Source organism: Tenacibaculum jejuense (genome assembly GCF_900198195.1).
Lineage (GTDB): Bacteria > Bacteroidota > Bacteroidia > Flavobacteriales > Flavobacteriaceae > Polaribacter > Polaribacter jejuensis.
In genome coordinates, this window is sequence record NZ_LT899436.1 from 2,634,232 (window position 1) to 2,658,367 (window position 24,136).

25 protein-coding genes are annotated in these 24,136 nt (G+C 29.5%); 11 read left to right on the top strand and 14 right to left on the bottom strand.

Annotated elements, in window-relative coordinates; all coding sequences use genetic code 11:
* Positions 1-21: 21 nt before the first annotated feature.
* The 5 genes from AQ1685_RS11715 to mqo all read right to left on the bottom strand — a co-directional run bounded on the left by AQ1685_RS11715 (position 22) and on the right by mqo (position 5,859).
* Positions 22-1,098 carry a hypothetical protein gene (locus AQ1685_RS11715; RefSeq protein ID WP_095072359.1) on the bottom strand — a complete coding sequence of 359 codons (1,077 nt, stop codon included), beginning with the start codon at positions 1,096-1,098 and terminating at the stop codon, positions 22-24.
* A gap of 72 nt (positions 1,099-1,170) precedes the next feature.
* Entirely contained in the window at positions 1,171-1,977 is an 807-nt protein-coding gene (locus AQ1685_RS11720; protein WP_095072361.1) for a hypothetical protein, read from the bottom strand.
* Complete coding sequence (locus tag AQ1685_RS11725; protein ID WP_095072363.1) at positions 1,967-2,524, bottom strand: RNA polymerase sigma factor; 558 nt, start codon at positions 2,522-2,524, stop codon at positions 1,967-1,969. Before AQ1685_RS11725 ends, AQ1685_RS11720 begins: the two co-directional genes overlap by 11 nt.
* Positions 2,525-2,934: 410 nt before the next feature.
* Complete coding sequence (locus tag AQ1685_RS11730; RefSeq protein ID WP_095072365.1) at positions 2,935-4,368, bottom strand: TPM domain-containing protein; 1,434 nt, start codon at positions 4,366-4,368, stop codon at positions 2,935-2,937.
* A 15-nt stretch (positions 4,369-4,383) separates the two neighbouring features.
* The gene (mqo, locus tag AQ1685_RS11735; RefSeq protein ID WP_095072367.1) at positions 4,384-5,859 is read right to left on the bottom strand and encodes a malate dehydrogenase (quinone); all 1,476 of its coding nucleotides are present in this window, start codon (positions 5,857-5,859) and stop codon (positions 4,384-4,386) included.
* Between the two features lie 60 nt (positions 5,860-5,919).
* On the opposite strand from mqo, the gene AQ1685_RS11740 reads away from it, so the two are divergent.
* Together AQ1685_RS11740 and AQ1685_RS11745 are read left to right on the top strand one after the other, a co-directional pair.
* A complete protein-coding gene (locus AQ1685_RS11740) occupies positions 5,920-6,441 on the top strand; it encodes a hypothetical protein (protein ID WP_095072369.1) in 522 nt (173 codons plus the stop codon).
* Positions 6,442-6,456: 15 nt separating this feature from the next.
* Positions 6,457-6,957, top strand: a complete 501-nt coding sequence (locus AQ1685_RS11745) for a hypothetical protein (RefSeq protein WP_095072371.1) — start codon at positions 6,457-6,459, stop codon at positions 6,955-6,957.
* Positions 6,958-7,072: 115 nt separating this feature from the next.
* On the opposite strand, the gene AQ1685_RS11750 is transcribed toward AQ1685_RS11745, so the two are convergent.
* On the bottom strand, positions 7,073-7,756 hold the full coding sequence (locus AQ1685_RS11750; protein WP_095072373.1) for a hypothetical protein: 684 nt from the start codon (positions 7,754-7,756) through the stop codon (positions 7,073-7,075).
* Between the two features lie 12 nt (positions 7,757-7,768).
* Entirely contained in the window at positions 7,769-10,210 is a 2,442-nt protein-coding gene (gene priA / locus AQ1685_RS11755) for a replication restart helicase PriA (RefSeq protein ID WP_162288593.1), read from the bottom strand.
* A gap of 71 nt (positions 10,211-10,281) precedes the next feature.
* On the opposite strand from priA, the gene AQ1685_RS11760 reads away from it, so the two are divergent.
* Both AQ1685_RS11760 and AQ1685_RS11765 read left to right on the top strand, forming a co-directional pair.
* Positions 10,282-11,136, top strand: a complete 855-nt coding sequence (locus tag AQ1685_RS11760; RefSeq protein WP_095072378.1) for an alpha/beta fold hydrolase — start codon at positions 10,282-10,284, stop codon at positions 11,134-11,136.
* 91 nt (positions 11,137-11,227) lie between these two features.
* Positions 11,228-11,410, top strand: a complete 183-nt coding sequence (locus AQ1685_RS11765; protein ID WP_095072380.1) for a hypothetical protein — start codon at positions 11,228-11,230, stop codon at positions 11,408-11,410.
* Positions 11,411-11,458: 48 nt separating this feature from the next.
* Here AQ1685_RS11765 and recG read toward each other — a convergent pair whose 3' ends face one another.
* Together recG and AQ1685_RS11775 are read right to left on the bottom strand one after the other, a co-directional pair.
* Entirely contained in the window at positions 11,459-13,564 is a 2,106-nt protein-coding gene (recG, locus tag AQ1685_RS11770) for an ATP-dependent DNA helicase RecG (protein WP_095072383.1), read from the bottom strand.
* A gap of 6 nt (positions 13,565-13,570) precedes the next feature.
* Entirely contained in the window at positions 13,571-14,374 is an 804-nt protein-coding gene (locus tag AQ1685_RS11775; RefSeq protein ID WP_095072386.1) for an SH3 domain-containing protein, read from the bottom strand.
* Positions 14,375-14,449: 75 nt separating this feature from the next.
* Between AQ1685_RS11775 and AQ1685_RS11780 the strand changes: the two genes are divergently transcribed.
* Together AQ1685_RS11780 and AQ1685_RS11785 are read left to right on the top strand one after the other, a co-directional pair.
* A complete protein-coding gene (locus AQ1685_RS11780; RefSeq protein ID WP_095072388.1) occupies positions 14,450-15,661 on the top strand; it encodes an RsmB/NOP family class I SAM-dependent RNA methyltransferase in 1,212 nt (403 codons plus the stop codon).
* 2 nt (positions 15,662-15,663) lie between these two features.
* On the top strand, positions 15,664-16,719 hold the full coding sequence (locus AQ1685_RS11785) for an endonuclease (RefSeq protein WP_095072390.1): 1,056 nt from the start codon (positions 15,664-15,666) through the stop codon (positions 16,717-16,719).
* 210 nt (positions 16,720-16,929) lie between these two features.
* Here the strand turns inward: AQ1685_RS11785 and AQ1685_RS11790 are convergent, their stop codons facing one another.
* From AQ1685_RS11790 to AQ1685_RS11805, 4 genes are read right to left on the bottom strand one after another with little or no spacing between them, the layout of a single operon-like run.
* Positions 16,930-17,760, bottom strand: a complete 831-nt coding sequence (locus AQ1685_RS11790; protein WP_095072392.1) for a prohibitin family protein — start codon at positions 17,758-17,760, stop codon at positions 16,930-16,932.
* Between the two features lie 10 nt (positions 17,761-17,770).
* A complete protein-coding gene (locus tag AQ1685_RS11795; RefSeq protein ID WP_095072394.1) occupies positions 17,771-18,163 on the bottom strand; it encodes an acyl-CoA thioesterase in 393 nt (130 codons plus the stop codon).
* Between the two features lie 3 nt (positions 18,164-18,166).
* Positions 18,167-18,346, bottom strand: coding sequence for a CPXCG motif-containing cysteine-rich protein (locus AQ1685_RS11800; RefSeq protein WP_095072396.1), 180 nt, complete (start codon positions 18,344-18,346; stop codon positions 18,167-18,169).
* Positions 18,346-20,361, bottom strand: a complete 2,016-nt coding sequence (locus AQ1685_RS11805) for a VWA domain-containing protein (RefSeq protein WP_231970184.1) — start codon at positions 20,359-20,361, stop codon at positions 18,346-18,348. Before AQ1685_RS11805 ends, AQ1685_RS11800 begins: the two co-directional genes overlap by 1 nt.
* A 128-nt stretch (positions 20,362-20,489) precedes the next feature.
* Between AQ1685_RS11805 and AQ1685_RS11810 the strand changes: the two genes are divergently transcribed.
* Positions 20,490-20,834 carry a hypothetical protein gene (locus AQ1685_RS11810; RefSeq protein WP_095072399.1) on the top strand — a complete coding sequence of 115 codons (345 nt, stop codon included), beginning with the start codon at positions 20,490-20,492 and terminating at the stop codon, positions 20,832-20,834.
* Here the strand turns inward: AQ1685_RS11810 and AQ1685_RS11815 are convergent.
* Positions 20,818-21,222, bottom strand: a complete 405-nt coding sequence (locus AQ1685_RS11815) for a group III truncated hemoglobin (protein WP_095072400.1) — start codon at positions 21,220-21,222, stop codon at positions 20,818-20,820. The two genes, AQ1685_RS11810 and AQ1685_RS11815, sit on opposite strands and share 17 nt — an antisense overlap.
* Before the next feature lie 78 nt (positions 21,223-21,300).
* Here AQ1685_RS11815 and AQ1685_RS11820 point away from each other — a divergent pair, with 78 nt between their 5' ends.
* The 4 genes from AQ1685_RS11820 to AQ1685_RS11835 all read left to right on the top strand — a co-directional run bounded on the left by AQ1685_RS11820 (position 21,301) and on the right by AQ1685_RS11835 (position 24,115).
* A complete protein-coding gene (locus tag AQ1685_RS11820) occupies positions 21,301-21,897 on the top strand; it encodes a Crp/Fnr family transcriptional regulator (RefSeq protein ID WP_095072401.1) in 597 nt (198 codons plus the stop codon).
* A gap of 72 nt (positions 21,898-21,969) precedes the next feature.
* A complete protein-coding gene (purB, locus tag AQ1685_RS11825) occupies positions 21,970-23,313 on the top strand; it encodes an adenylosuccinate lyase (RefSeq protein ID WP_095072403.1) in 1,344 nt (447 codons plus the stop codon).
* Entirely contained in the window at positions 23,313-23,744 is a 432-nt protein-coding gene (locus AQ1685_RS11830; protein ID WP_095072405.1) for a hypothetical protein, read from the top strand. The genes purB and AQ1685_RS11830 overlap by 1 nt, the downstream gene beginning before the upstream one ends.
* A gap of 47 nt (positions 23,745-23,791) precedes the next feature.
* Entirely contained in the window at positions 23,792-24,115 is a 324-nt protein-coding gene (locus AQ1685_RS11835) for a hypothetical protein (protein WP_157730197.1), read from the top strand.
* The last annotated feature ends 21 nt before the right edge of the window (positions 24,116-24,136 follow it).

Genomic DNA, 24,136 nt, shown 5'->3' on the forward strand with positions numbered 1-24,136 from the left:
GTATAGCAATTTATTTTGTTTTTAATTTAAATCTAATCGGACACCTAAAGATAAGTTTCTGGTATTTGAATTCTTAAATAATGGATTTAAGTCGTATTTCACATATAGACCATACCACTTGTATGATAAATATCCACTTAATCCGTAGTTTAAAGTATTCATATTAAATGGATCTTTTTGAACCTCTTCGATTTCAATTCCATTACTATTTTCATATTCTAAATACTGTCTTGTTCCCAATTTAAATCCAAAAAAACCTCCAACTCCTAAACGAATTCCTTTGTTTGTTCGATCTTTTACAAAACCATCATCATATTTTTTATTTTTCGAAAAATCGAACTCCAAATGCATTGGGAAATTCATTTGAACATGGCGCAATCTACTTTCTGTTAATCGCTGTGGAAATGTTACCAAATTGGTTTGATTTCCATTGACTTCATGAACTTGATTATTATCTGCTCGTAGATTATTCCATAAAAAAGAAAGTCCGTATTTAAAATAAGTTTTAGAGGCTTTTTTTGAAAGTCTTGTTTTAAGAGAGAAACCTATTTCATAAAAATGAGATTGCCAAAATTTATATTCTGAATCGTTAATTGATCCTATATTATGATTCTCTATTACATTACTTAATCCCATCGCTAAGACTATTTGACTTGTGGTTCTTTTATTTCTCTTGCGATTTCTTTTTCTTCTTCTTTCTCCTGCTGATGGATCTAAAATACCTATTCCTCTATCTAAAATCTGAAAATTAAACATATAATCATTAAAATAAGCTTCATCACTAGCTATTTTTCCGTTGGTTTTATCCTGAACCAATTGTTGTAGTTTCAACTCTTCTTTACCAACTCTATTCTCAATGTTTGATGCATGCAATTCTGCTACTTCTTTCTTTAATTGTTTTGCTTTTTCTTCTGTTATTTCTCCTTTACTTAATCTTTTATTAATCGCCTTTACTTTTTTCTTTAAGCTATCTTTTTCCTGTTTTGTAATTTTCTCTATTTCTAATGAAATCTTCTTGACTTCTTTTTCAAAAGTTTTATCTTGAGACTGGACATAGGTAGTACATAGAAGTACTAATATTAGTAGTATTCTTTTCATTTTTTAAATTTTAAATTAAACGTGATTTAAGGTTTGGTAAGTCTAATTATCGATAATTATTTTAATATTCTTCTAGTTATTTCTTTCTGCTATTGCAACTATAACTTGCGATAGTTTTGATTTAAATTTATCCATAAAATTCTCTTGATAGTATGATTCATCTATCGAGCTTTCAACTTCTGCTAAAATTACTTCAGGATCAATTTTTAGATTAGATTTTCGCAATTTATATCTAATCGTATCTATAATATCATTTCTGTTTATATTGTATTTAGCATAATAATCTTTCACTTCTTCAGGAGTATGGGTTACAGCATACAATAAATCATCTGCATTTACATAAATTCTTTTTGTTGTGGGAGTTACAGATTCTATTTTTTGTGTTATTACCGAATCTTTAATTGACTCTTGTTTTGTTATTTGTAATTTATCATCTTTAATTTCAGCTTTTACAAAAGCTATCTTTTTATCAAATTCTTCCTGAGATAACTCAATATCTTGAGTCTTATCTACTGGTATGGTAGTTGTTTTATTTTTTTCAACCTCATCTGTTTTAGCTAAAACTACTGGCTGAATATCTTCTTTTATTGTTGTTTCTAATATTTCGTTCTCTTTAACCTTAATATCTGTTTTAGTAATAATTTCTTCTTTTGGAAATTCAACTGAGTTACTTGTTTCTCCTTTCAAATAAAAAACTCCTATGGAAACTAACAACAAAATACTTGCTACATAACCTAAAACAACTATTTTATTCTTACGCTTAGATTGATCGACTTCATCTAACTGATTGCTCAATCTTTCCCAAGCAGAACCAGAAGGTGATAATCTTCTATTCTTTAGCTTTTCGGCTATTTGTTTGTCAAAATTATCAGTCTGCATCTTTAATCCTATTCATTTTAATATAATTAACTTGTAACCATTTACGAGCTTTAAACAATTGTGATTTAGAAGTACTTTCTGAAATAGATAACTTCTTAGCTATTTCGTGATGTTTGTAACCTTCTATAGCATACAAATTGAAAACCATTTTATAACCATCAGGTAAGGCATCAATTAATTTTTGAATATCTTCTACTGAAGTGTTTTCAATATTATGAGTAACCAAATCATTAAATTGATATTCTTCATCTGTAAATTCTAAGTGATTTTTCTTTCTTAAGTAACTAATACAAGTATTCACCATTATTTTTCTAATCCAACCTTCAAAACTTCCTTCGTTTTTAAATTTTTCTAAGTTTTTAAAAACTTTTAGAAAACCTTGTAACATTAAATCTTCTGCATGATGAATATCTTTAACATACTGTCTACATACACTAAGCATAACAGGAGCGTATTCATTAAAAATTTGCTCTTGGGCTTCGCGATTTCCTTTTATCGCTTTTTTGCGTTGCTGTTGTGATTTTGTATGTAAAGAAATTATTTTCAATTCACTGTTTTTATCCTCTTACAAATATATAGACTACATGGTTTTGAAAAAGGTTGCCTGAATAAAACATAAAACCTTCTAAATTTTGGTTTAGAAGGTTTAAAGCTACATACACAAGATGTAAATCGGGGGAAAGAAAGTATTTTGATTTTAGATTTACTTACATCATAAATATACAGACTTCTTTAAGTTTTCTGTTAAGGAAAAACCCCTTTTTAAACTGTTAAATCCAAATAAAAAGCTATAATTTCTTTTGACCACAAAAAACAATAAAACACTAAAAAACAATAATTTAAATTAATTCACTGAAGAAATATTTTTAATCTGTTAATAGTCCCGAAAGAAAAGATAAACAAAATTAACTTTTCATTAACACTTTTTTTACTGAAAACTCTTTTGGAATATTCATTCTACCAACTTACACCAGCTCCTCCTCCACCAGAACTTCCGCCTCCCCAACTTGAAGATGAAGAACTACTACTCCAACTACTTCCTCCTGAAGAATAACTGCTAGTTGATTGAGGTTTTATCTTTTTAGGAATTGTTATTATTACCGAATCTGTATAATGACAGTTTCTACATAAATAAATTTCTTCTTTCTTTCCTGTTCTTTCATAGGTTGCACTTCTTATAATTCTTGTACTCGAACGCCCATAGGTTTTGTAACCACAAGCATGACAGTCAGAATATTTTCTACTTGAACCTTCATATTCTAAAACCATAACATCACTTTCATCTTCTGTAACCCATACATCATACTCTGCGGCGTCTAACTTTTCTTCTAAAATCTCACCTTCTTTTAAAAACTTATTTTCTGCCCAAGCATTTAACAGTTCCATCTTTTGACCGTTAACTCTACTAAATCTTGGAGCGTAACGATATTCTTTCAATTTCTTTCTTCTGGTAGCATACCTGAAATATGCATATATCGGGAAAAACAAGCCTAAAATCAAGGATAAACAACCAATAGCACCTTTAGTAGTCCCTTTTAATTCATTATACTTATCGTAATAATCTTCTTTACTATTGTCTATAATCTTTATTTTCTCCTTCATTCGTTGAAAAAGCACTCCATTTAAACTTGCATAAACCAATACCATTATTAATAATGGTAAAAATGTTAGAAAAGTTTTATACGGAGATGGCTCTTTAGAATCTAGATATTGATCATACACAGAACTTAAAGACGAATTTCTCTTTTCTGGGTAACTAATGTTTTGAGAATATACTTCTTCTATATTTTTAGGGTCTTCAATTATTTGTTTTACTTTATTGGAAGCCGAAATTAAACCTAATCCAAATTCACCTTTTTTAAAGTTAGGTACTATTTCATCTGTTCCAATTCTATGACAAATTAAATCCGTTAAAACTGGTTCTAAACCATAACCAACTTCAAACTCTGTTCTACGTTGATCGATAACAGTTAAGATTAATAAACCATTGTCTTTATCAGCTTGACCAATACCCCATTTTTCAAATAATTTTACTGCAAAATCTTTTGGAACTTCATTTCCGATACTTTTTAAAATTACAACTGCAACTTGAGCTGTAGAATTTTCTTCTAACCCCCAAAGAATCGAGTTAATTTTATATTCTTCAGATGGATTGATATAATTATTAGGATCTGATACAAATCCATTTGAACTACCCTTCTTAGGATCTGGAACATTATCAACTTTATAAATACTTATGTTTTCATACTTGGGACTTATAAATGTTGATGGTGGTATTTGTTGTGCTACAATGCTATCTTGTTCATAAAAATGAAATAAATTATTAGCATTTATTACTCCATAGAATAAAATAAAGCAAAAACACCACAATAGTTTAAAGTTAGCTTTCATAACAATTAGTTTGGTTTATAAATTTAAAATGGTTTTTACCCTTTTTAGCTCTTTTTTGAATAATACTTCTTCAACTTCTTTATTATAAAAAGGAACTACTTTATTTAATAGGTCTTTATTTTCTTGATTTTGTAACAATTCTGGAAAAGCTTTTTCTAATACTTCAAACATTATGGCTGTTGCTGTTGATGCTCCTGGAGATGCTCCCAACAAACAAGTAATGCTTCCATCTTTACTACTAATTACTTCAGTTCCGAATCGTAACTGACCTCCTTCGAATTCATCTTTCTTAATAATTTGAACGCGTTGACCTGCCTTTACAACATCCCAATCTTCACTTTTCGCATTCTTCATAAACTTACGAAGCGAATCCATTCGGTTTTCTTTATTCATTAATACTTGATGAACTAAATATTTTGTTAGTGGTAAATTGTGCCAAAAAGCGCCTAACATTGGTGAAATATTATCAAACTGAATCGATTTAAATAAATCTAAATTTGATCCTTCTTTTAAAAACTTTGGACTAAAACCAGCAAATGGACCAAATAATAATGACTTTTTTCCGTCGATGTATCTTGTATCTAAATGTGGTGTAGACATTGGCGGATCTCCAATTCCTGCTTTACTGTATACTTTTGCATTATGCTGATTGATAATTTCTTCATTATTACAAACTAGCCATTCGCCACTAACAGGAAAACCACCATAACCTTCTTTCTCTTCTATCTCTACTTTTTGTAGTAATAATAAACTTCCTCCGCCAGCTCCAATAAAAACATGTTTTGCTTCTATATTATGTATCTCTTCTGTTCTTGTGTTTTTTGTTGCTACAGTCCAATCTAAATCTGTATCCGGATCAACATCTAAAACTTCTTGATTGCAATATACTGGCGTATCAAATTTCTCTTCTAAAACTTTAAAAAGCGCTTTGGTTAATGCTCCGTAGTTCACTTCTGTTCCTCTATCCATTCGAGAAGCCGCCATAATCTCTTCCTTTCCTCTATCTTTCATAATTAATGGAAACCACTTTTCCATTTCTGAAATATCCCTAGTGAAACTAATATTATCGAACATAAAGTGTTCTTTATAAGCTTTGAATCTTTTTTCGAGATAATCACTATTCGTTTTACCTGTAACCCAGCTATGATGTTTTACTGGCATTACAAAATCATTAGGATTATCTACATATCCATTTTCGGTTAGATATGCCCAAAACTGTTTAGAAATTTCAAATTGAGTACAAATACGAATTGCTTTTTCCATAGCTATAGATCCGTCTTCTTTTTCTGGACAATAATTTAGTTCACACAAAGCTGCATGTCCAGTTCCTGCATTATTCCAAGCTGCTGAACTCTCTAAAGCTACTTGATCTAAACGTTCAAGGATTAAAATTTTTAACTTAGGATCTAACAATTTAGCTAACAAAGCTAGATTAGCACTCATTATACCACCTCCTACACAAATTAAATCGTACTCTTTTTCGAAATTCATGGATTTTATTTTAGTTTTGAAGTAAATATATTTAGAATAAACTCTTTATAAAAGATTGCCATGATAAAAAATACAGATCACTGTAGATTATGTAATAACCATGAACCAGATATTAAACATGGTTTTATTTGTAAATTAAATAATAAGCCTCCTGCATTTAACAAAACTTGTAACAAAATAGAATTTGATACTGTAGCTCATCATAGAATAAAACATATAGACCTAAAAAGAAAAAAACTATATGAATCTAAATTTGATGCATATGGAGGAATTGTTTTCTGGCCTCTTATAGGAATAGCTGTTCATTTTATTAATTACTATCTCTTCAATTACATCTATGCTAAAAATGCATATTCTGTATTAAATATCATACTTTTTGTAGTTGGCATTGTACTTATCGGAATGGGAGTTGGTCCATTTATAGAGTTTAAAAAACAGAAAGAAATTGTAGATAATGAAATAGAAAACACAAATTCAGTTTTAAACTTATATCGAAAAAAATACATCGCTGAATATTATCCTAAAAGAAATTTTTTAGACACTCGAATTATGTTAAAGAGTATAAGGATTGAAGATAAATAAATCCAGTATTTCTCCTTGAAAAAAGATAACACATTAATAAAAAACACAGATCACTGTGCTATTTGTGATCTTAGTAAAACTAACTTAAAATTAGGTTTGATTTGTAGTTTAACGAGCCACACTCCTATTTTCTATAAAAGTTGTACAAACATTAAACTAGATGAAAAGCTTGAAGAAAAAAGCGATGAACTTTATTTACAACGTGATATTTTAAATTTTAAAAATAAAAAAATGTATCTGAGGCTTTTTCTTTTTCCTTTATTAGGAATACTAGTTTTAATTCTTGACTATTTTTTCTATCTGAAATATATAAAACCTTATGACATGTTATCTGCTGAAAATGGAGCTTACTACCCTAGTTCTGTTCTTGGCGTCTTAGCTTGTATATTTATTTTAGGTTGTGCTTTATTTGGTAAAGGCATTGGGCCTTTTTTAAATTACCAAGAAGATAAAAAAATGAATAAAGAGAAGATAACGAAACTCGAAACAATTCTTAAACTTTATAAAATTTATTAAAAACTCCACATTCAAAGACTTTTGACTTTAATTTTAAAAAATAAAGAAACAAGCTTTAAACTTATCAACTCCACAGATAACACAAACATTAAATAAAAAAGCGTAGAAATAAACACTATGTTTTTATGTTTCTTTTCTTAAAGAATTCTATAATCAATTCTTCACTTTCACCAATAACTTCATCCGTATCTAAATCTCCTGTAGAACCTAAACCTGTCGCTTCAAATAAAGTTCCTACAATTTTAGAATTGGTTTCTTCTTTTGTTTTGCTCCAGCATTCCCTCAGTAAATTTTCAACTAAAGTATCTATACCTAATTCACTTGTTGAAATATCTTCTTCTTCCTTAAATTCAGAATAATCTACTTCTAATGCATCTAATAACTGTAGCAATACATGTTCTAGTTCGTTTAGTTCAAATTCTAAGTCTAACTCCAATCGATCTTGCACTAAACTTTCTTTATGAAACGATCCTTCGGGTTCACAAGCAATAAAAATCTGATCCCAAATATACACATGATAATACATCTGAACTACTTTTACATCTTCAGGACCTGCGTTCTTTTCATAATCAAAATCAGCGAGTTGAATTCTTTTACAAAAAGAATTGATTTCTTTTCTGAATGAATCTAAAATCATTTTATCAAAAAAATAATCTCTTAAATCCCATATCAACCAATAATCCATATCCATTAGATCTGAACCTTTTACTAAACTCTTCGTTTTATTAAAAATCTTTTCACTAATAGGTAAATCAATTACTTTTTTCTCTTTGTTAAGATTAACATAGTTAAACTTCATCGCATTTATTGTTTAATAAGCATCAATATCTAAAATAAAACGAATAGGACGAAATTCTTTAATCGCTTCAAACGTAGTTCTTATTCTTTGAATTTCTTGTTTTGTTTTCTGCAGAGATTGTTTCGGAGGAATTTTAATTACTAAATTTTTAATATACTGATTTCGAACTCTAGAAACTGCAGGAGCTGTTGGCCCTAAAACATTTTCTCTAAATACATTTTGCAACGATTTTGCTAACCAATTTACCCCATCATTAACTCTAGCATAATCTCTGTGTTTTAATGTAATTTTTATAATGCGATAATATGGAGGATAATGATATTGCCAACGATCTTGCAATTGTTCTTTATACATTTCCTCATAATTATTCGTTGAAACTTGCTGTAAAATTTGATGATAAGGATTATAAGTTTGTATCGCGACCATTCCTTGTTTTTGATATCTTCCAGCTCTACCAGCAACCTGAACCATTAATTGAAAAGCTCTTTCATGTGCTCTGAAATCTGGGAAATTCAACATTGTATCAGCACTTAAAACACCAACTAAAGTCACGTTTTTAAAATCTAAACCTTTAGACAACATTTGAGTTCCTACTAAAACATCTATCTCCTGAGCATCAAAAGCCTCTATAATTTTCTGATAACCAAATTTTCCTCTAGTTGTATCAGAATCCATTCTTCCTATATTATGATTTGGAAAAAGCTCTTTTAATTCAAGTTCTATTTGCTCTGTTCCAAAACCTTTCGTGTCTAATGTAGAACTTCCACAAGCTCCGCAACTAGTTGGCATGGCTCTTTGATAATGACAATAATGACATTTTAATTGATTGTTGTATTTGTGATATGTTAAACTAACATCACAATTCGGACACTGAGGTGAATTCCCACAAGTTGTACATTCAACAATTGGTGAATATCCTCTTCTATTTTGAAACAAAATTACTTGTTCTTTCTCCTCTAAAGCTTCATTAATTAATTGAATTAATCGATCAGAAAAATGTCCAACCATTTCTCTTCGCTTTCTTTTTTCCTTTACATCAATCAATTCTATTTTGGGCAACAAAACATTTCCGTGTCGTCTTGTTAAATTGACCAATCCATATTTTCCTTCTGAAGCATTAAATTTAGATTCAATAGAAGGTGTTGCTGAACCTAAAAGAACTTTTGCTTTATGAATTTTACCTAAAACAATAGCTGAATCTCTAGCGTTATACCTTGGTGATGGTTCAAATTGTTTGTAAGAAACTTCATGTTCTTCATCAACAACGATTAATCCTAAATTAGAAAATGGAAGAAAAACAGTTGATCGAGCTCCTAAAATAATTTGTGCTTTTGTTTTTTGGTTGAGTGTATTATTCCATACTTCAACTCTTTCATTCACTGAGTATTTAGAATGAAAAACAGAAATTTGATTTCCGAAGTAATTCTGTAAACGCGTAATGATTTGAGTAGTAAGAGCAATTTCAGGCAACATAAATAACACTTGTTTCCCTTCAGCTAAAACTTCTTTAATCAATTTTGTATACACTTCTGTTTTTCCAGAACTTGTTACTCCGTGTAATAATGTAATATCATTTTCCTTAAAAGATTCTTTAATCTCCTGTAATGCTTTTTCTTGAAATTCATTAAGGTCTTTTAATGGATTTTCATCTCCTTTAAATTGAACTCTATCTGTTTGAATATGATAAAATTCAAAAATCTCTTTATCTACTAAAGATTTTAATATTTGACTAGAAACTCCTGATTTCTCTTGTAAAGTTTTAGCCTTAATAGGTTTTTTCTCTGTTTTTAATTGAAAAAAGGTTAAAACAGCATCTCTTTGCTTTTTTGCACGAGATAATTCTGATAACAAACCTTGCAATCCTTCCTCGTGTTCATAAGATTTATGAAGTCTCACATATTTAATTAACTTAGGCTTGTAGGTTTCGTAAATTTCCTCTTTTACATATAGTACAGATTTATTTATCAATTGGTTTATAACGGGGAATACTTTTTTTCGATCTAAAATCGCCGTTATTTCATGAATTGTTAACTGTGATTGACGTTGTAAAGCTTCATAAATCAAGTATTCTTCATCATTTAAAACATCAATATCAGTAAATGTTTCATTTTTATGAATTACAGTTTCACTTTCCAAAAGAAATGCAGAAGGAACAGCTGCTCTGTATACATCTCCTAAAGAACACATGTAATATTGTGAAATCCATTGCCAATGTTTTAACTGCCTTTCATTTACAATAGGTTTTTCATCTAAAATTTGATGAATCTCTTTAGCTTCGTAAAGTTCTGGAGGATTTTGATGGATATTAAAAACTAAAGCTGCGTACATTTTAGTTTTACCAAAAGACACAGCAACTCGCATTCCTTTTTCAAGGAAATTTGCCTCTTCTTTAGTTACCGAATACGTAAATGTTTTTTGTATTGGTATAGGTAATATGACGTCTATAAAATAAATAAGAGAAAGATTTTATTATATCAAAACTAAGCAAAATTCACTACATTGTTTACATATTTTTAAATAAGATTATGACTTCAAATGAGTGGGTAAAAAAAGGTGAATTTAGAACTGTTTTTAATCACAAAATTTTCACTGTAGATACTGGAGAAAAAGACAAACCAATATTAGTTATTTTGCATGGTTATCCGACTTCATCTTACGATTATTATAAAGTTTTAAATCAACTTACTAAAAAATACAGAGTTATTGTTCACGATCATTTGGGCTATGGTTTTTCTGATAAGCCTAAAGAGTATTCCTATTCTCTCATTGAACAAGCTGATGTTGCCTTAGCATTATGGAAACAACTTGGTATTTCTAAATTTACTTTACTCGCTCATGATTACGGTACTAGCGTAGCTACAGAAATAATTGCTCGTCTTAATAAAAAACAAATTGATATTACTATTGAAGAATTCATTTTATGCAATGGAAGCGTACATATTGAACTTTCGCAACTACGATTGATTCAAAAGTTATTAAAGAATAAACTTACTGGTAAGCATGTTGCCAAACTATCCAACGAGTTTATTTTTTCTAAAAACATACGAAATGTTTATTTCGACAAGAATAAAATAACCAACGAAGAACTCAAGGAAATGTGGTTACAACTTACCCATAATGATGGTAAAGCTGTAATTCATAAATTATCCAACTACATTAATGAACGTTATTTTTTCTGGAATAGATGGATCGGTGCTTTAAAAACGACGACTATACCAACTAAAATCGTTTGGCCTAAAAATGATCCGGTAGCTGTTTACAAAATGGCTGAATTACTTCATCAAGAAATACAAAAAAGCACATTATACACTCTTAATAATTCAGGGCATTTTCCCATGCTTGAAACTCCTAATGAATGGGTTGCGTTAATAATAAAATAAAAAGAAAATAATTTAAAGTAGAATTTATTCTTAGCACCTTAAGTTTTGTATATTAGTTTTTCATAAAATTATTTAACTAAAACCTTCTATTATGTTAAAAAACTTAGGAAAAAAACTAACGAAAGAACAGCAAAAAAGTATCAACGGTGGTTACACAAACATTTTTTGTAACACGCATAGAGATTGTTGGGAAAGTATTCATTATGCTTTTCCTGGAGACTTTTCTTGTGTAAAAAGATATGGTTCTTTTTACGGAACTTGTGTTCCTAACTAAACAACATAAAAGAGTATGATTAGCTCCGCCTATTGGCGGAGTTTTTTATTAACTTATATTACTCCAAATTCCACTGGTACGTTGTAAAGATGTAAGTCGTTTTAACATCAAAGCGTTTTCTTCTTTTTTAAGCCCAGGATCGTCATTTAATATTTTTATTGCACATTGTCGAGCATTATATAAAATCGGACTGTCTTTAACCACATCAGCAATTTTAAGATTCAAAACACCACTTTGCTGTGTTCCCATAATATTTCCTGGTCCTCTTAATTTTAAGTCTACTTCAGCAATTTTAAATCCATCAGAAGTTTCTACCATGGTTTTAATTCTAGTTTTGGCATCAGAAGACAATTTTACTCCGGTTAATAGAATACAATAACTCTGTTCTGCTCCTCTACCTACTCTACCACGTAACTGATGTAATTGACTTAAACCAAAACGCTCAGAACTTTCTATCACCATTACAGATGCATTTGGAACATTTACACCAACTTCAATAACAGTAGTTGCCACCATAATTTGAGTTTCTTTTCTTAAGAAACGTTCCATTTCATAATCTTTATCTGCAGGTTTCATCTGCCCATGTACAATACTAATTTGATATTTTGGTGATGGAAATTCTCGGACAATACTTTCATAACCATCCATTAAATCTTTATAATCCATAGCCTGAGACTCTTGAATTAATGGATAAACAACATACACTTGTCTTCCTTTTTCTATTTCATCTTTTAAAAATCGAAATACCCCTAAACGATGACTATCGTATCGGTGTACTGTTTTTACAGCTTTTCTTCCTGGAGGTAATTCATCTATTACAGAAACATCTAAATCTCCATAAACAGACATAGCCAAGGTTCTAGGAATTGGAGTTGCTGTCATCACTAAAACATGTGGAGGAACTCCTTCAATCTCACTTTTTTTCCAAAGTTTACTTCTTTGTGCAACACCAAATCGATGTTGTTCATCTATAATTGCTAACCCTAATTTTTTAAATTGAACTTTATCTTCTAAAATAGCATGTGTTCCTATTAAGATATGAAGTGATCCATTTTCTAAACCTTCATGAATCTCTCTTCGTTTTTTTGTTTTGGTAGAACCCGTCAATAATTCAACATTGATCGTAGTATTAGCAAGTAACTCTTTTATTCCGTTATAATGCTGATTTGCCAAAATTTCTGTCGGAGCCATTATTGTAGCTTGATAACCATTATCAATTGCTAATAACATCACTAAAAGTCCAACTATAGTTTTACCCGATCCAACATCTCCTTGTAAGAGACGATTCATTTGTGCACCAGTTCCCGTATCTTTTCTAATCTCTTTTAATACTCTTTTTTGAGCATTTGTTAAATCAAAAGGTAAATGATTATTGTAAAAGGTATTAAACTGCTCTCCTACATTTTCAAAAACATAACCTTTAATTCTTGATTTATTGATTAGTTTTTTTACTAACAACTGTAATTGAATATAAAACAGTTCTTCAAATTTTAATCGATATTGTGCTTTGGCTAATAATTCTTGACTTTTAGGAAAATGTATATTAAGAATCGATTCTTTTTTATGTAATAACTGATTTTCAGTTCTAAAATCAGTTGTAAATGTTTCTTCTATACTATCAAAAGATTGCTGTAATAAATTTTGAATCATGGTTCTCATGACTTTATTACTAACACTTTTATTTGATAATTTCTCGGTAGAAGGATAAACAGGTTGCATTGCCATTTGTATCTTACTTTTATATTCAGATACTAATTCCATTTCAGGATGAGGCATATTTGCAGTTCCCTTAAACCAATTTAATTTTCCATAAATTACATAAGGTGTATTTACCTTTAAACTATCTTTAATCCATTTTACTCCCTTAAACCAAACTAATTCCATTGTACCAGTTGCATCAGCAAATGTTGCAACTAATCTACTACCTCGTTTTTGTTGTACGGTTTTAATTCCTGTAATTTTACCAACGATTTGAACCTCGGAACTATTTTGTTGTAACTGATTAATGGTGTAAAACTGAGTTTTATCAATATAACGATTTGGGAATAAGTGTAAAAAATCATTACAAGTCCTTATTCCTAACTCAGAATATAACAATTCGGCTCTAGCTACGCTTACTCCTTTTATATATGTAATTGGCTGATTTAAATTCATTACAACCTAATTTGTCTCCATTACGTTTATATTCGATTTTAATTCCTCTCCCTTCCAAACAAAATTAATAATGACATCATCATAAGATTTACCAGTTTCATCTCGATAACATTGGTATTTAATCTTCCCTATTTCACCATCTTTTTCATTTGGAAACGTTACAACTTCATGAAACAGATAACTTCCTCCATCCTCATGATGTCTTAGTTCTATTGCTTTTTTCAAACCCTCTGTCGTATTAAAAAAATAATACTCAGTTCTTGAAATATTATGGCTAACATCAAACTTAATCATGTTATTAACACTGGGCACACCTCTATCATTGAAAGCTTCAATCGTAAAACTATCCCATTTACTGAAAGCTAACTTGCTTTCAAAATAATTAAATCCTTCATTCTTTGCTCTAATGAGAATATAAAGTTCGTCACCTTCTTTTTTTAGCGATGTTAAATAGGTCGTGTTTCCTGTTTTGCTTGTGGTTTGAGAAAGTAAACCGTTTAAAACATAACCTACAACTCCTTGATATTCGATTTTACTCCAAAACCATTTGATCCCATTATATTTTATTTGAGTATTTTTATAGGCTCCACCACTTAAAACAGTTACTTTATCTGATATTCTTAACATGGCCAGCACTTCAGAATTAACATTAGGCATGGAACGTAACTTCACTTTATCTCCAAATACATATGCAACCGCATTATCTTTATCTGAAAATTCATCTTTTGAATGAAACATTACCTCTTTTGATTGTCCATGTATCGGTATAAAAACATATAAGAACATAAAAAAAAGTAGAGTAAATTTCATAATACAAATAAGTTATAGAACGAAAATACAAAAACCCAATAAATCGTAGTATCTTTGCAGCCCAAAATAAAACGAATGAGACTACATAGAAATTTAGTTTTTGCTGTAATAGACAGTCTAAGAGACATTTTCAACGAAGGTGTTTATGCTGATAAAGGTGTTGAAACAGCTTTGCGTAGAGACAAGCGCTGGGGCGCTAGAGACCGTAAATTTGTTGCTGAAACTATTTATGAAATTGTTCGTTGGAAACGCCTATATGCTGAAATAGCAAATGTAAAAGAACCTTTCTCGCGTCAAGATTTATGGCGTTTATTTTCAGTTTGGTGCGTTTTACGTGGTATTCAATTACCAGATTGGAACCAAATTGAACCTACTCCAAATAGAAGAATCAAAGGAAAATTTGATGAGTTATCAAAAATCAGAAAGTTTAGAGAATCTATTCCTGATTGGATCGATGATGTTTGCTTAAGTGAACTAGGTGAAGAAGTATGGACTAAAGAAATTGCTTCTTTAAATAAGCAAGCTGAAGTTATTTTAAGAACTAATACTTTAAATACTACCAAAGAAAACTTAAGAAGTAAATTACAATCTGAAGGGATTGACACTGAATTTATAAAAGGATATCCTGATGCATTAAAGTTAGTAGAACGAGCTAATGTATTTAAAACAGAAAGTTTCAAAAAAGGATTTTTTGAAGTTCAAGATGCTTCTTCTCAATTAGTTGCTTCTTATTTAGAAGTTGAACCAGGCATGAAAGTAGTAGATACTTGTGCTGGTGCTGGAGGTAAAACATTACACCTTGCTTCTTTAATGAAAAATAAAGGGCAAATTATTGCCATGGATATTTACGAAAGTAAATTGAAAAAACTAAAAGTTAGAGCTCGTAGAAATGGTGTTCATAATATCGACACTAGAGTAATTGACTCTACTAAAGCTATTAAAAAACTTTATAATAAAGCAGATCGTGTTTTAATTGACGCTCCTTGTTCAGGATTAGGTGTAATCCGTAGAAATCCAGATAGTAAATGGAAATTACAGCCTGAGTTTTTAGATAACATTAAAAATGTTCAGCAAGAAGTATTAAAGAGTTATTCTAAAATGGTTAAATCAGGCGGAAAATTAGTATACGCTACTTGTTCTGTTTTACCATCAGAAAATCAACAACAAGTCGAATTTTTCTTAGCATCAGACGCAGGAAAAGATTTTACTTTCGTACATGATAAGAAAGTATTGTCTCACATTTCTGGATTTGATGGTTTTTACATGGCGCTATTAGAAAAAAAGTAATTATGACAAAAAAACTATTCTTTTTAATCTTATTTATTTACTCTTTTGTTGGATTCTCTCAACAAAGTTATTATAATGATGTGGACTTAACCAAATCTGGTTTAGCTTTAAAAGATGAATTAGCTTCTAAAATCACATCTACTCACACTAACTTTTTAGTATATACTCCTGGCGTTTGGGAAGCATCTAGAAAAACAGATGTCAACCCAGAAAATGCTAATGAAGTTATTTTAATTTATGGATATAGCACGTCTGGCATAACTGCTAGAACTAGAGGGATTAATAAAAACGGAGGAAGTACTGGTGATTGGAACAGAGAACATGTATATCCTAGAAGTTTAGCTAATCCTTCTTTATCTACACGTTCACCTGGAGCAGGAACTGATGCACACAGTTTACGTCCATCTGATGTAGATCATAATAGAGATCGAGGAAATTTAGCTTTTGTAGAAAGTACAGGAAACTCTCGAAGAGTAAATGGTGGTTGGTATCCTGGTGATGAATGGAAAGGTGATGTGGCTAGAATGATGATGTATATGTATTTACGTTATGGAGATAGATGTTTACCTACAGTAGTTGGAATTGGTAGTTCTGCAAGTACACCTGATGACATGATCGATTTATTCTTAAAATGGAATGCAGAAGATCCAGTTTCTGAAATTGAAGATAATAGAAACGAATATCACGGTGATACTTCTAATAGATACGCACAAGGAAATAGAAATCCTTTCATAGATAATCCGAATTTAGCAACTCAAATATGGGGCGGACCTGTTGCTAATGATAGATGGGCCACTGCAAGTGTTGATGAAGAACTCACATTAAAAGCTCGTATTTTCCCTAACCCTTCTTTAAATGGAAATGTAACCATCTTATCTAACGAACAAGGGATTAATGAAATTAAAGTGTATTCTATTTTAGGAAAAGAAGTATACACAAAAAAGAATCCTAACTTTGAAAATAAGGCTTTTGCTATTAAAGACTTAAATAGCGGAATATATCTTCTTAAAATCAAGAATAAAAATACGTTGATTACGAAAAAAATTATTGTAAACTAAATTATTAAAGGCACCCAAAAAGAGTGTCTTTTTTTATATAGATTTAAATTATAAATGTAAAAAAGCCCAAGGTGAATTCCTTGGGCTTTTCAATCAACTATCAAAAACTAACTAATCACTAACTTACAGGAAGTAATTACATATAAGACGACCAATTACCAATCTAGTTACGCTTTTGAAATTGAATTAACTTTTTTTTAAGAAGTTCTCTTATTGATTTCCTAAAATTATAGGCATTCCGTTCTTTCCAGAACCAATTAATACCACTTTACTGTTAGAAGACTCCGATAATTTTAATGTAGCTTCGATTCCTTTTTCTTGTAAAATCTTATCCGTTAATGAAGCACTTAAAATACGGTTTGCAGCTGCTTTACCTTCTGCATCTATTCGCTGTCTTTCTGCTTCTTTTTTAGCTTTTGCAATTCTAAATTCATATTCTAATGCTTCTTGCTCTTGCTTTAATTTACGTTCAATTGCGTTTTTAATTGTTGGAGGTAACTCTACATCACGAACTAAAACTTCATTTAATTGAATGTACTGCTTATCTAAAATCTTCTTAGTTTCAATGAAAATCTCTTGTTGAATTACATCTCTTTTACTTGAATATAATTGTTCTGGAGTATAACGTCCAACTACACTTCTGGCAGCAGATCTTATTGCTGGTTTAATTACACGATCTAAATAATTTTCTCCTTTTTCTTTATGTAATCTTGCTAAATTATTAATCTGTGGCTGATACCAAGCAGAAGCATCTAATCGTATTTCTAATCCGTTTGAAGATAATACTTGCATTTGCTCAAACAATTCTTGCTGTCTTACTTCGTAAACGTAAACTTTATTCCATGGTAATACAAAGTGAAAACCTTCATCCATGTAAGGTTCATCTACAACTACTCCACCTCCAAAGGTTTTGTATAAAACACCCGCTTTTCCAGAGTTAATTGTTTCTGTTGATTTCGCTATGAAAATCATTAATACAAATGCTATTGGTATTAATAATATTCCTCGCTTAGGAAAATTTAAATTTGGTTGTCTATTCATAATTTTAAATTTATTTTTTTTCTAGTCTATCTTTTACGTATTCTATTTTAGTTTTTCCGTGTGGTACAGGATTTCCTTCATCATCTAAACTTACCATGATAATTTTATCAATTGTAATGATATCTTTTCTTGTAAGCTTGTTTCTTACTTTACAACCTAAAGTAATTGAAGTTCTTCCAAATTTTACCACATCAATTCCTATTTCTATAATATCTCCTTGACGAGCAGAGCTTACAAAATCTATTTCCGACATAAATTTTGTTACTGTTCTAGGAATTTCTAATTGTATAATTGCATACAAAGCAACTTCTTCATCTATCCATTGTAGTAACCTCCCTCCGAATAATGTTCCGTTAGGATTTAAATCTTCAGGTTTTACCCATTTTCTTGTATGAAATTTCATAAATTATTGTTCTATGTTAATTGCTTGAAAACTTACTAATTCTGCATTTTCAAACTGTGTGGTGATTTGTATAGGATTGCAACATATTTCACAATCTTCTATATATGTTTCTGATGAGCTTGGGTCCAATAACATTGAGATTTCTTCCCAACAGTACGGACATTGAAAAAAATGTTCTTTCATTAAATTTTACCAAAGAATTTTCGTGTAAACCATTCTATTGCTAGTAAAGCAATTGCTAAAAACAAAATCCATTTCCAATTAATTAGATCTTGTTCTCTCTTTTCTAACTTTTGAATAGTAGCAAAATTTTCATTCGCTACTAAATCTTGTAGTAATATTTCTTGTTGATCTTTAAAAAATAATTTTCCTCCTGAATTTTCAGCTAAAACATTTAGCTTTCTATGATTTGCATTAGAGAATTGTTCTTCAATCTGAAAATCTGCTACTTTAAACTTTCCTGATTTAGATACAGTTTGTCCTAACACATTTACTCGATAAGTGTAATCTCCAGAATCTAAACCTTCGATACTTACTTTGTAAGAACTGTTCATTAAAGAAAAAGGATAAACTTTTTGTTCTTTTGTTTTCTCGTTTTTCACTAGAATCTCTAAAGAAGCTCTGTTATCAAACTTGTAATTTTTATCCAAATATAAAGCTGAAACATTAATCTTATCATTAGCTAAATACAAATTGTCTAGTTTTACATCTAAACGTCTTCTCTTTTTATTTGAATTTAAATATTGAACTAGGTTTCCTATAAACTCGTCGAAAACTTCAAAAGAATTTTCTTTTCTGAAACTAGAAGCTCTCCATTTCCAGATACCTTCACCAAAAAGCACAGCATATTTTGTATCATTCTTTTCAAAGGTCGTTAATAATGGATTTGACGTATTTATTCCTTTTAATCTTTGAAACAATAAAGGACTATGTTCTTTGATCGCAATTGATCCGAATTTATCTTTTAACGGAGGAAAACCATCGAAACCAATATCTTCTTGTAAATAGGTTAAGAAATTAGAATTGTAAACCGGTCTGTAATTTTCTTTTTGATTAATCGCCTTTTTATTAAAATTATAGTCTAAAGAATTCACCAAATTCCAATTTGTTTTGGAACCTGTTATTAAAAGAAAGTTCGATTTTCTTTCTTGTAAATATTTTTTAAAATAAGCATTAGGTTGATAGAAAACAACTAATTGATAGTCTTTTAAATCTCCTTTAAATTCGTTTACTTGAACAAGTTCTACTTTTCTTTGTTTGTTACTTTCTATAGCTTTTTTAAGCGCACCTAAGTCTGGATGTAAAATTGAAGAAAGTATCAAAACTTTAGATTGTTCGTCTATAACTTCTACTGTAAAATTCTTTGTGTTATTTCTTACATTTTTCTCTTTATCTAACTTAGTTAATGACGCCGAGTAATAATGAACTCCTTCTTTATCTGAATTCAATTCTGCGGTAATTACAGTTGATTTCTTATTTGGTGATAGTTCAACAGTTTTACTAAAAACTTTTGTTCCTCTCTTATAGATAGAAAAAACAGATTTCACTTGTGCTCTTCCTTCATAATTAATGAAAGCTTCTACCGGAAATTTATTATTTAAATAACTATACTTGTTTACGTTTAGTTGACTTATTCTGATGTCTTGATATTGAATGGTATCTCCTAATACAACAGGATAAACAGTTTTTTGAGAATTCAAAAACTCATAATCTTCTCCTAAAGTTTGGTTTCCATCTGAAAGTAAAACTATAGTTCCTTCATTGTTCTTTTGTAATTCGTTGATTGATTTTATAGCTTTTGTGATATTCGTGTTTTTATCAGAAAAAGTTACGCTATCTAATTTTTCAACCTGATTACCAAATGTGTAAAAGTCAACATCAAACTTATCATTAACAGCATCATTCTTTTTTAAATCTTCTACAAAAGAATTCACAAAATCAGTTTCTTTAAAAAATTGAGTTGATGATGAGTTATCAACCAAAACAGACAATGATGGTTTTACGTTTTTAGTGGTTGTTAATTCTATTTTCGGATTTATTAATAATAATAGAATTAAGAAAACACTTAAAACTCTTAAAAAGAATAATAAAACTGTAATTTTTGGTGTCTTTTTTACTTTAAAGAAATATTGAAAAAAGCCAACACCTAAACTTACTAATAAAGCTAAAATGATATAAACTAGAGTTTCTGTTTGCACATTAAAAAATTTGAATTGTGAAGATATGAATAACCTTTAACATAATTTATTTGAAATCTTCCTAAATATGATTTTGGTCATAAAATTTTAACTTTTCTGAAAGTAGCTTTGTATTAAAATTAAATATTATGATCACAACAGATAACACCGCAATTCAAAATATTACTTACACAAAGCCAACAAATATTATTGACTTAATCAACCATAAAATTAAAGTTGAACAAGAGAATGCTTTTGGAATCACTGTATTATTTATCATGATAAGCACAATGATCAGTTCTGCTACAGCTGCATTAGCTATACATCATCAATTCTCTTTTATGTATTTAGCACTAGCTTTAGTAACAGCTATGGGAACAAATGCAACTGCATTTAGTCAAAGTCCGTTTAAATATGTAGCCTGGGCAGGAATTATTAGTATTACAACTAATATTGTTTTAATTCTAATGCAATTAATTACCCTATATTTTTAGGTTTATTTTCATAAATTTTAAAGAAGAGCATAGAAGCTATATTTCGTGCTCTTTCTTTGGCTTGATAAGCTTTTTCTCCAATAAATAACTCATCGATTGTAGTAAACCATAATTGTAACCATCTACCAAAATGTTCCTGAGAAATTTTAAAGTTAGAATTTGCATCTACATTTCTGTGTTTCTGAATTGGATTTCCTTTAAATTTTCGAACAAAAAACAGATTAGTTTCCCAAAAATCAGTTAAATGTTCTAGATGATTATTCCATTCACTTTCAGGAATTGCATTAAGAAAAAAATGCCCTATAATTTCATCTTTTTTTATTTTATCATAAAAAGAAGAAACTAATAAATAAACATCTGCTCGGTTCACTATTTCTTTTTTACTCATTGATCGAAATATATAAAATTACTGTGGTAAAATTATATCTTTAGTATAATTAAACTTTATGATTATAGTCATAACATTATGATACCTGAAACACTTTTAATTGAATATAATGCTACTTTGAAAACTTTTGATAAAGATGAGATTATCTTTTCAGAGGGAGAATTTGCTAGAAATTATTATCAAGTTAAACATGGAATTATCAAAATGAATAACTTTAATGATGATGCTAAAGAATTCATTCAAGGTATTTTTTATAAAAGACAAAGTTTTGGTGAACCGCCTTTATTTATTGATGTTAAATATCCTGCAAATGCAACAGCTATAGAAAAAAGTACAATTTATATTTTACCCAAAGAAAAGTTCTACAAATTACTCCAAAACAATAAAGAAGTACATTTTAAAATCACAGAAAGCCTTGCAAAAAGACTATACTACAAAGCGATAATAGCTTCAGAAATTTCTAGCCAAGAACCATCACATCGAATTTTAAGGTTTTTCGATTATCTAAAAAACGATGTTTTTAAACAAGAAGGAAAATTCACATTAAAAATAAACTATACACGTCAGCAAATATCAGACATTTTAGGCTTACGAGTAGAAACCGTAATACGTACTATAAAGCAACTTGAAAAACAAGGAGAAGTAAAAATTGAAAATAGAAAGGTTTATCGTTAAAATAAAGATCTAATTATACAAAAAATACTATTTGGATTTTCTATTTTTGTCGTTTGAACACAACACACTAATATGAGTTTAACTACATTAAATGCCATCTCTCCTATCGATGGTCGATATAGAAACAAAGTAGATCAACTAACAAATTATTTTTCTGAAGAAGCACTTATCAAATACAGAGTTAAAGTAGAAATAGAATACTTTATCGCTTTATGTGAAATTCCTTTACCTCAATTACAAGATATTAATAAAGATTTATATCCTGAATTACGTAAAATATATACTGATTTTAATGCAGAAGATGCTTTAAAGATTAAAGATATAGAAAGTGTAACAAATCACGATGTTAAAGCCGTTGAATACTTTATCAAAGAAAAATTTGATGCATTAAACTTATCGCAATACAAAGAATTTATTCATTTCGGATTAACTTCTCAAGACATTAACAATACTGCAATTCCTTTATCTATTAAAGATGCAGTTGAAGAAGTGTATTTCCCTACATTAGATAGCTTAACTTCTAAATTAGCTGATTTAGCCAACGAATGGGAAAATATTCCAATGTTAGCCAGAACACATGGGCAACCAGCTTCTCCTACAAGATTAGGAAAAGAATTATTCGTTTTTGTAGAACGTATTAATCAGCAAATATTATTCTTACAACACATACCAAATGCAGCTAAATTTGGTGGAGCTACAGGAAATTATAACGCTCATAAAGTTGCTTATCCTGATATTGATTGGAAAGCTTTTGGAACTTCATTCGTAGAAGAAGTTTTAGAGTTACACCACTCTTTTCCAACTACACAAATTGAACATTACGATCATATGGCTAGTTTATTCGACGCTATGAAACGTGTGAATACTATTCTTATTGATTTAGATCGTGATATTTGGACGTACATTTCAATGGATTATTTCAAGCAAAAAATTAAAAAAGGTGAGGTAGGTTCTTCTGCAATGCCGCATAAAGTAAATCCAATTGATTTTGAAAACTCTGAAGGAAATTTAGGAATTGCTAATGCTATTTTTGAACACTTAGCTGCTAAATTACCTGTTTCTCGTATGCAACGTGATTTAACAGATAGTACGGTTTTACGTAATGTTGGTGTTCCTTTCGGACATACTTTAATTGCATTTAAAGCTACTTTAAAAGGTTTAAATAAATTATTACTAAATCAACAAAAATTTGAAGATGATTTAGAAAATAACTGGGCTGTTGCTGCTGAAGCTATACAAACCATTTTGCGTAGAGAAGCATATCCAAACCCTTATGAAGCCTTAAAAGGTTTAACTAGAACTAATGAAAAAATTACGCAACAATCTATTGCTAATTTTATAGATACTTTAGAAGTTTCAGATACTATAAAATCTGAATTAAAACAAATTACACCATCAAATTACACTGGAATTTAATGAAATACTTAATCTTATCTTTTCTAGCTATAGTACTTACTTCTTGTAATATTAATACAGAAGGAAATCCTGAACGTTTCAAATATGGAACTTTTGAGATTCCTGCAGGAGACAACTACAGCAAGACTATTATAGTTAGAAAAGATAGCTTACAAATAGAATATTACACTAAAAAAGTAACAATTTCTACAGATAGTACTGTAATCGAAAAAGAAGTACAACAAATAGATACTTTGTTTATTACTTGGAGAAATAATTTTTCATATACGTTAAAAATGAAAAATCCAAAAACAGATTTAGATAAAGATCCTATTAATGTTCAGATGAGTAAGATTACAGATTCTTCTTATAATTACATTTCTAGAATAGGTTTTTCTAAATTTACACCTAAAGGAACAGTGTATATTAGTAAAACACCTTTCAAAAACTAAGTTAATTAATTGGTTATTTAAAATAAATCCATTTAATTTGCGAATTGATGAAGGTGTTTAAGAAATATTTATCCGTAGGGATGCTTTTAATGTTATTACTAAGTCCATTAGTAATACAACTAATGCACTCTTTAGATTCTGATCATATAGAATCTGAGATTTGTACTTCTGAAGACGATAATCATTTGCATGAACATGAGTTAGATTGTGAAATTTGTAAATTTCAATTTAATAGTTTTATAGCTCATGATATTTTAATAGTTCCTTTCATTGAAACATTAGATATTGACCAACTAGAAAGTCAATATTCTTCATTACAACAATTTTCTAAATTAAATTTTTCATTAAGAGCTCCACCTGTTTTAGTTTAATTATTCGTTTTAGCAAATAAT

What these genes read in the sequence shown, in the direction of transcription:
- AQ1685_RS11715 (WP_095072359.1), bottom strand. Translation starts at nt 1,098, where the DNA reads ATGAAAAGAATACTACTAATATTAGTACTTCTATGTACTACCTATGTC.
- AQ1685_RS11720 (WP_095072361.1), bottom strand. Translation starts at nt 1,977, where the DNA reads ATGCAGACTGATAATTTTGACAAACAAATAGCCGAAAAGCTAAAGAAT.
- AQ1685_RS11730 (WP_095072365.1), bottom strand. Translation starts at nt 4,368, where the DNA reads ATGAAAGCTAACTTTAAACTATTGTGGTGTTTTTGCTTTATTTTATTC.
- mqo (WP_095072367.1), bottom strand. Translation starts at nt 5,859, where the DNA reads ATGAATTTCGAAAAAGAGTACGATTTAATTTGTGTAGGAGGTGGTATA.
- AQ1685_RS11740 (WP_095072369.1), top strand. Translation starts at nt 5,920, where the DNA reads ATGATAAAAAATACAGATCACTGTAGATTATGTAATAACCATGAACCA.
- AQ1685_RS11750 (WP_095072373.1), bottom strand. Translation starts at nt 7,756, where the DNA reads ATGAAGTTTAACTATGTTAATCTTAACAAAGAGAAAAAAGTAATTGAT.
- AQ1685_RS11760 (WP_095072378.1), top strand. Translation starts at nt 10,282, where the DNA reads ATGACTTCAAATGAGTGGGTAAAAAAAGGTGAATTTAGAACTGTTTTT.
- AQ1685_RS11765 (WP_095072380.1), top strand. Translation starts at nt 11,228, where the DNA reads ATGTTAAAAAACTTAGGAAAAAAACTAACGAAAGAACAGCAAAAAAGT.
- recG (WP_095072383.1), bottom strand. Translation starts at nt 13,564, where the DNA reads ATGAATTTAAATCAGCCAATTACATATATAAAAGGAGTAAGCGTAGCT.
- AQ1685_RS11775 (WP_095072386.1), bottom strand. Translation starts at nt 14,374, where the DNA reads ATGAAATTTACTCTACTTTTTTTTATGTTCTTATATGTTTTTATACCG.
- AQ1685_RS11780 (WP_095072388.1), top strand. Translation starts at nt 14,450, where the DNA reads ATGAGACTACATAGAAATTTAGTTTTTGCTGTAATAGACAGTCTAAGA.
- AQ1685_RS11785 (WP_095072390.1), top strand. Translation starts at nt 15,664, where the DNA reads ATGACAAAAAAACTATTCTTTTTAATCTTATTTATTTACTCTTTTGTT.
- AQ1685_RS11790 (WP_095072392.1), bottom strand. Translation starts at nt 17,760, where the DNA reads ATGAATAGACAACCAAATTTAAATTTTCCTAAGCGAGGAATATTATTA.
- AQ1685_RS11795 (WP_095072394.1), bottom strand. Translation starts at nt 18,163, where the DNA reads ATGAAATTTCATACAAGAAAATGGGTAAAACCTGAAGATTTAAATCCT.
- AQ1685_RS11800 (WP_095072396.1), bottom strand. Translation starts at nt 18,346, where the DNA reads ATGAAAGAACATTTTTTTCAATGTCCGTACTGTTGGGAAGAAATCTCA.
- AQ1685_RS11810 (WP_095072399.1), top strand. Translation starts at nt 20,490, where the DNA reads ATGATCACAACAGATAACACCGCAATTCAAAATATTACTTACACAAAG.
- AQ1685_RS11815 (WP_095072400.1), bottom strand. Translation starts at nt 21,222, where the DNA reads ATGAGTAAAAAAGAAATAGTGAACCGAGCAGATGTTTATTTATTAGTT.
- AQ1685_RS11820 (WP_095072401.1), top strand. Translation starts at nt 21,301, where the DNA reads ATGATACCTGAAACACTTTTAATTGAATATAATGCTACTTTGAAAACT.
- purB (WP_095072403.1), top strand. Translation starts at nt 21,970, where the DNA reads ATGAGTTTAACTACATTAAATGCCATCTCTCCTATCGATGGTCGATAT.
- AQ1685_RS11830 (WP_095072405.1), top strand. Translation starts at nt 23,313, where the DNA reads ATGAAATACTTAATCTTATCTTTTCTAGCTATAGTACTTACTTCTTGT.
- AQ1685_RS11835 (WP_157730197.1), top strand. Translation starts at nt 23,792, where the DNA reads ATGAAGGTGTTTAAGAAATATTTATCCGTAGGGATGCTTTTAATGTTA.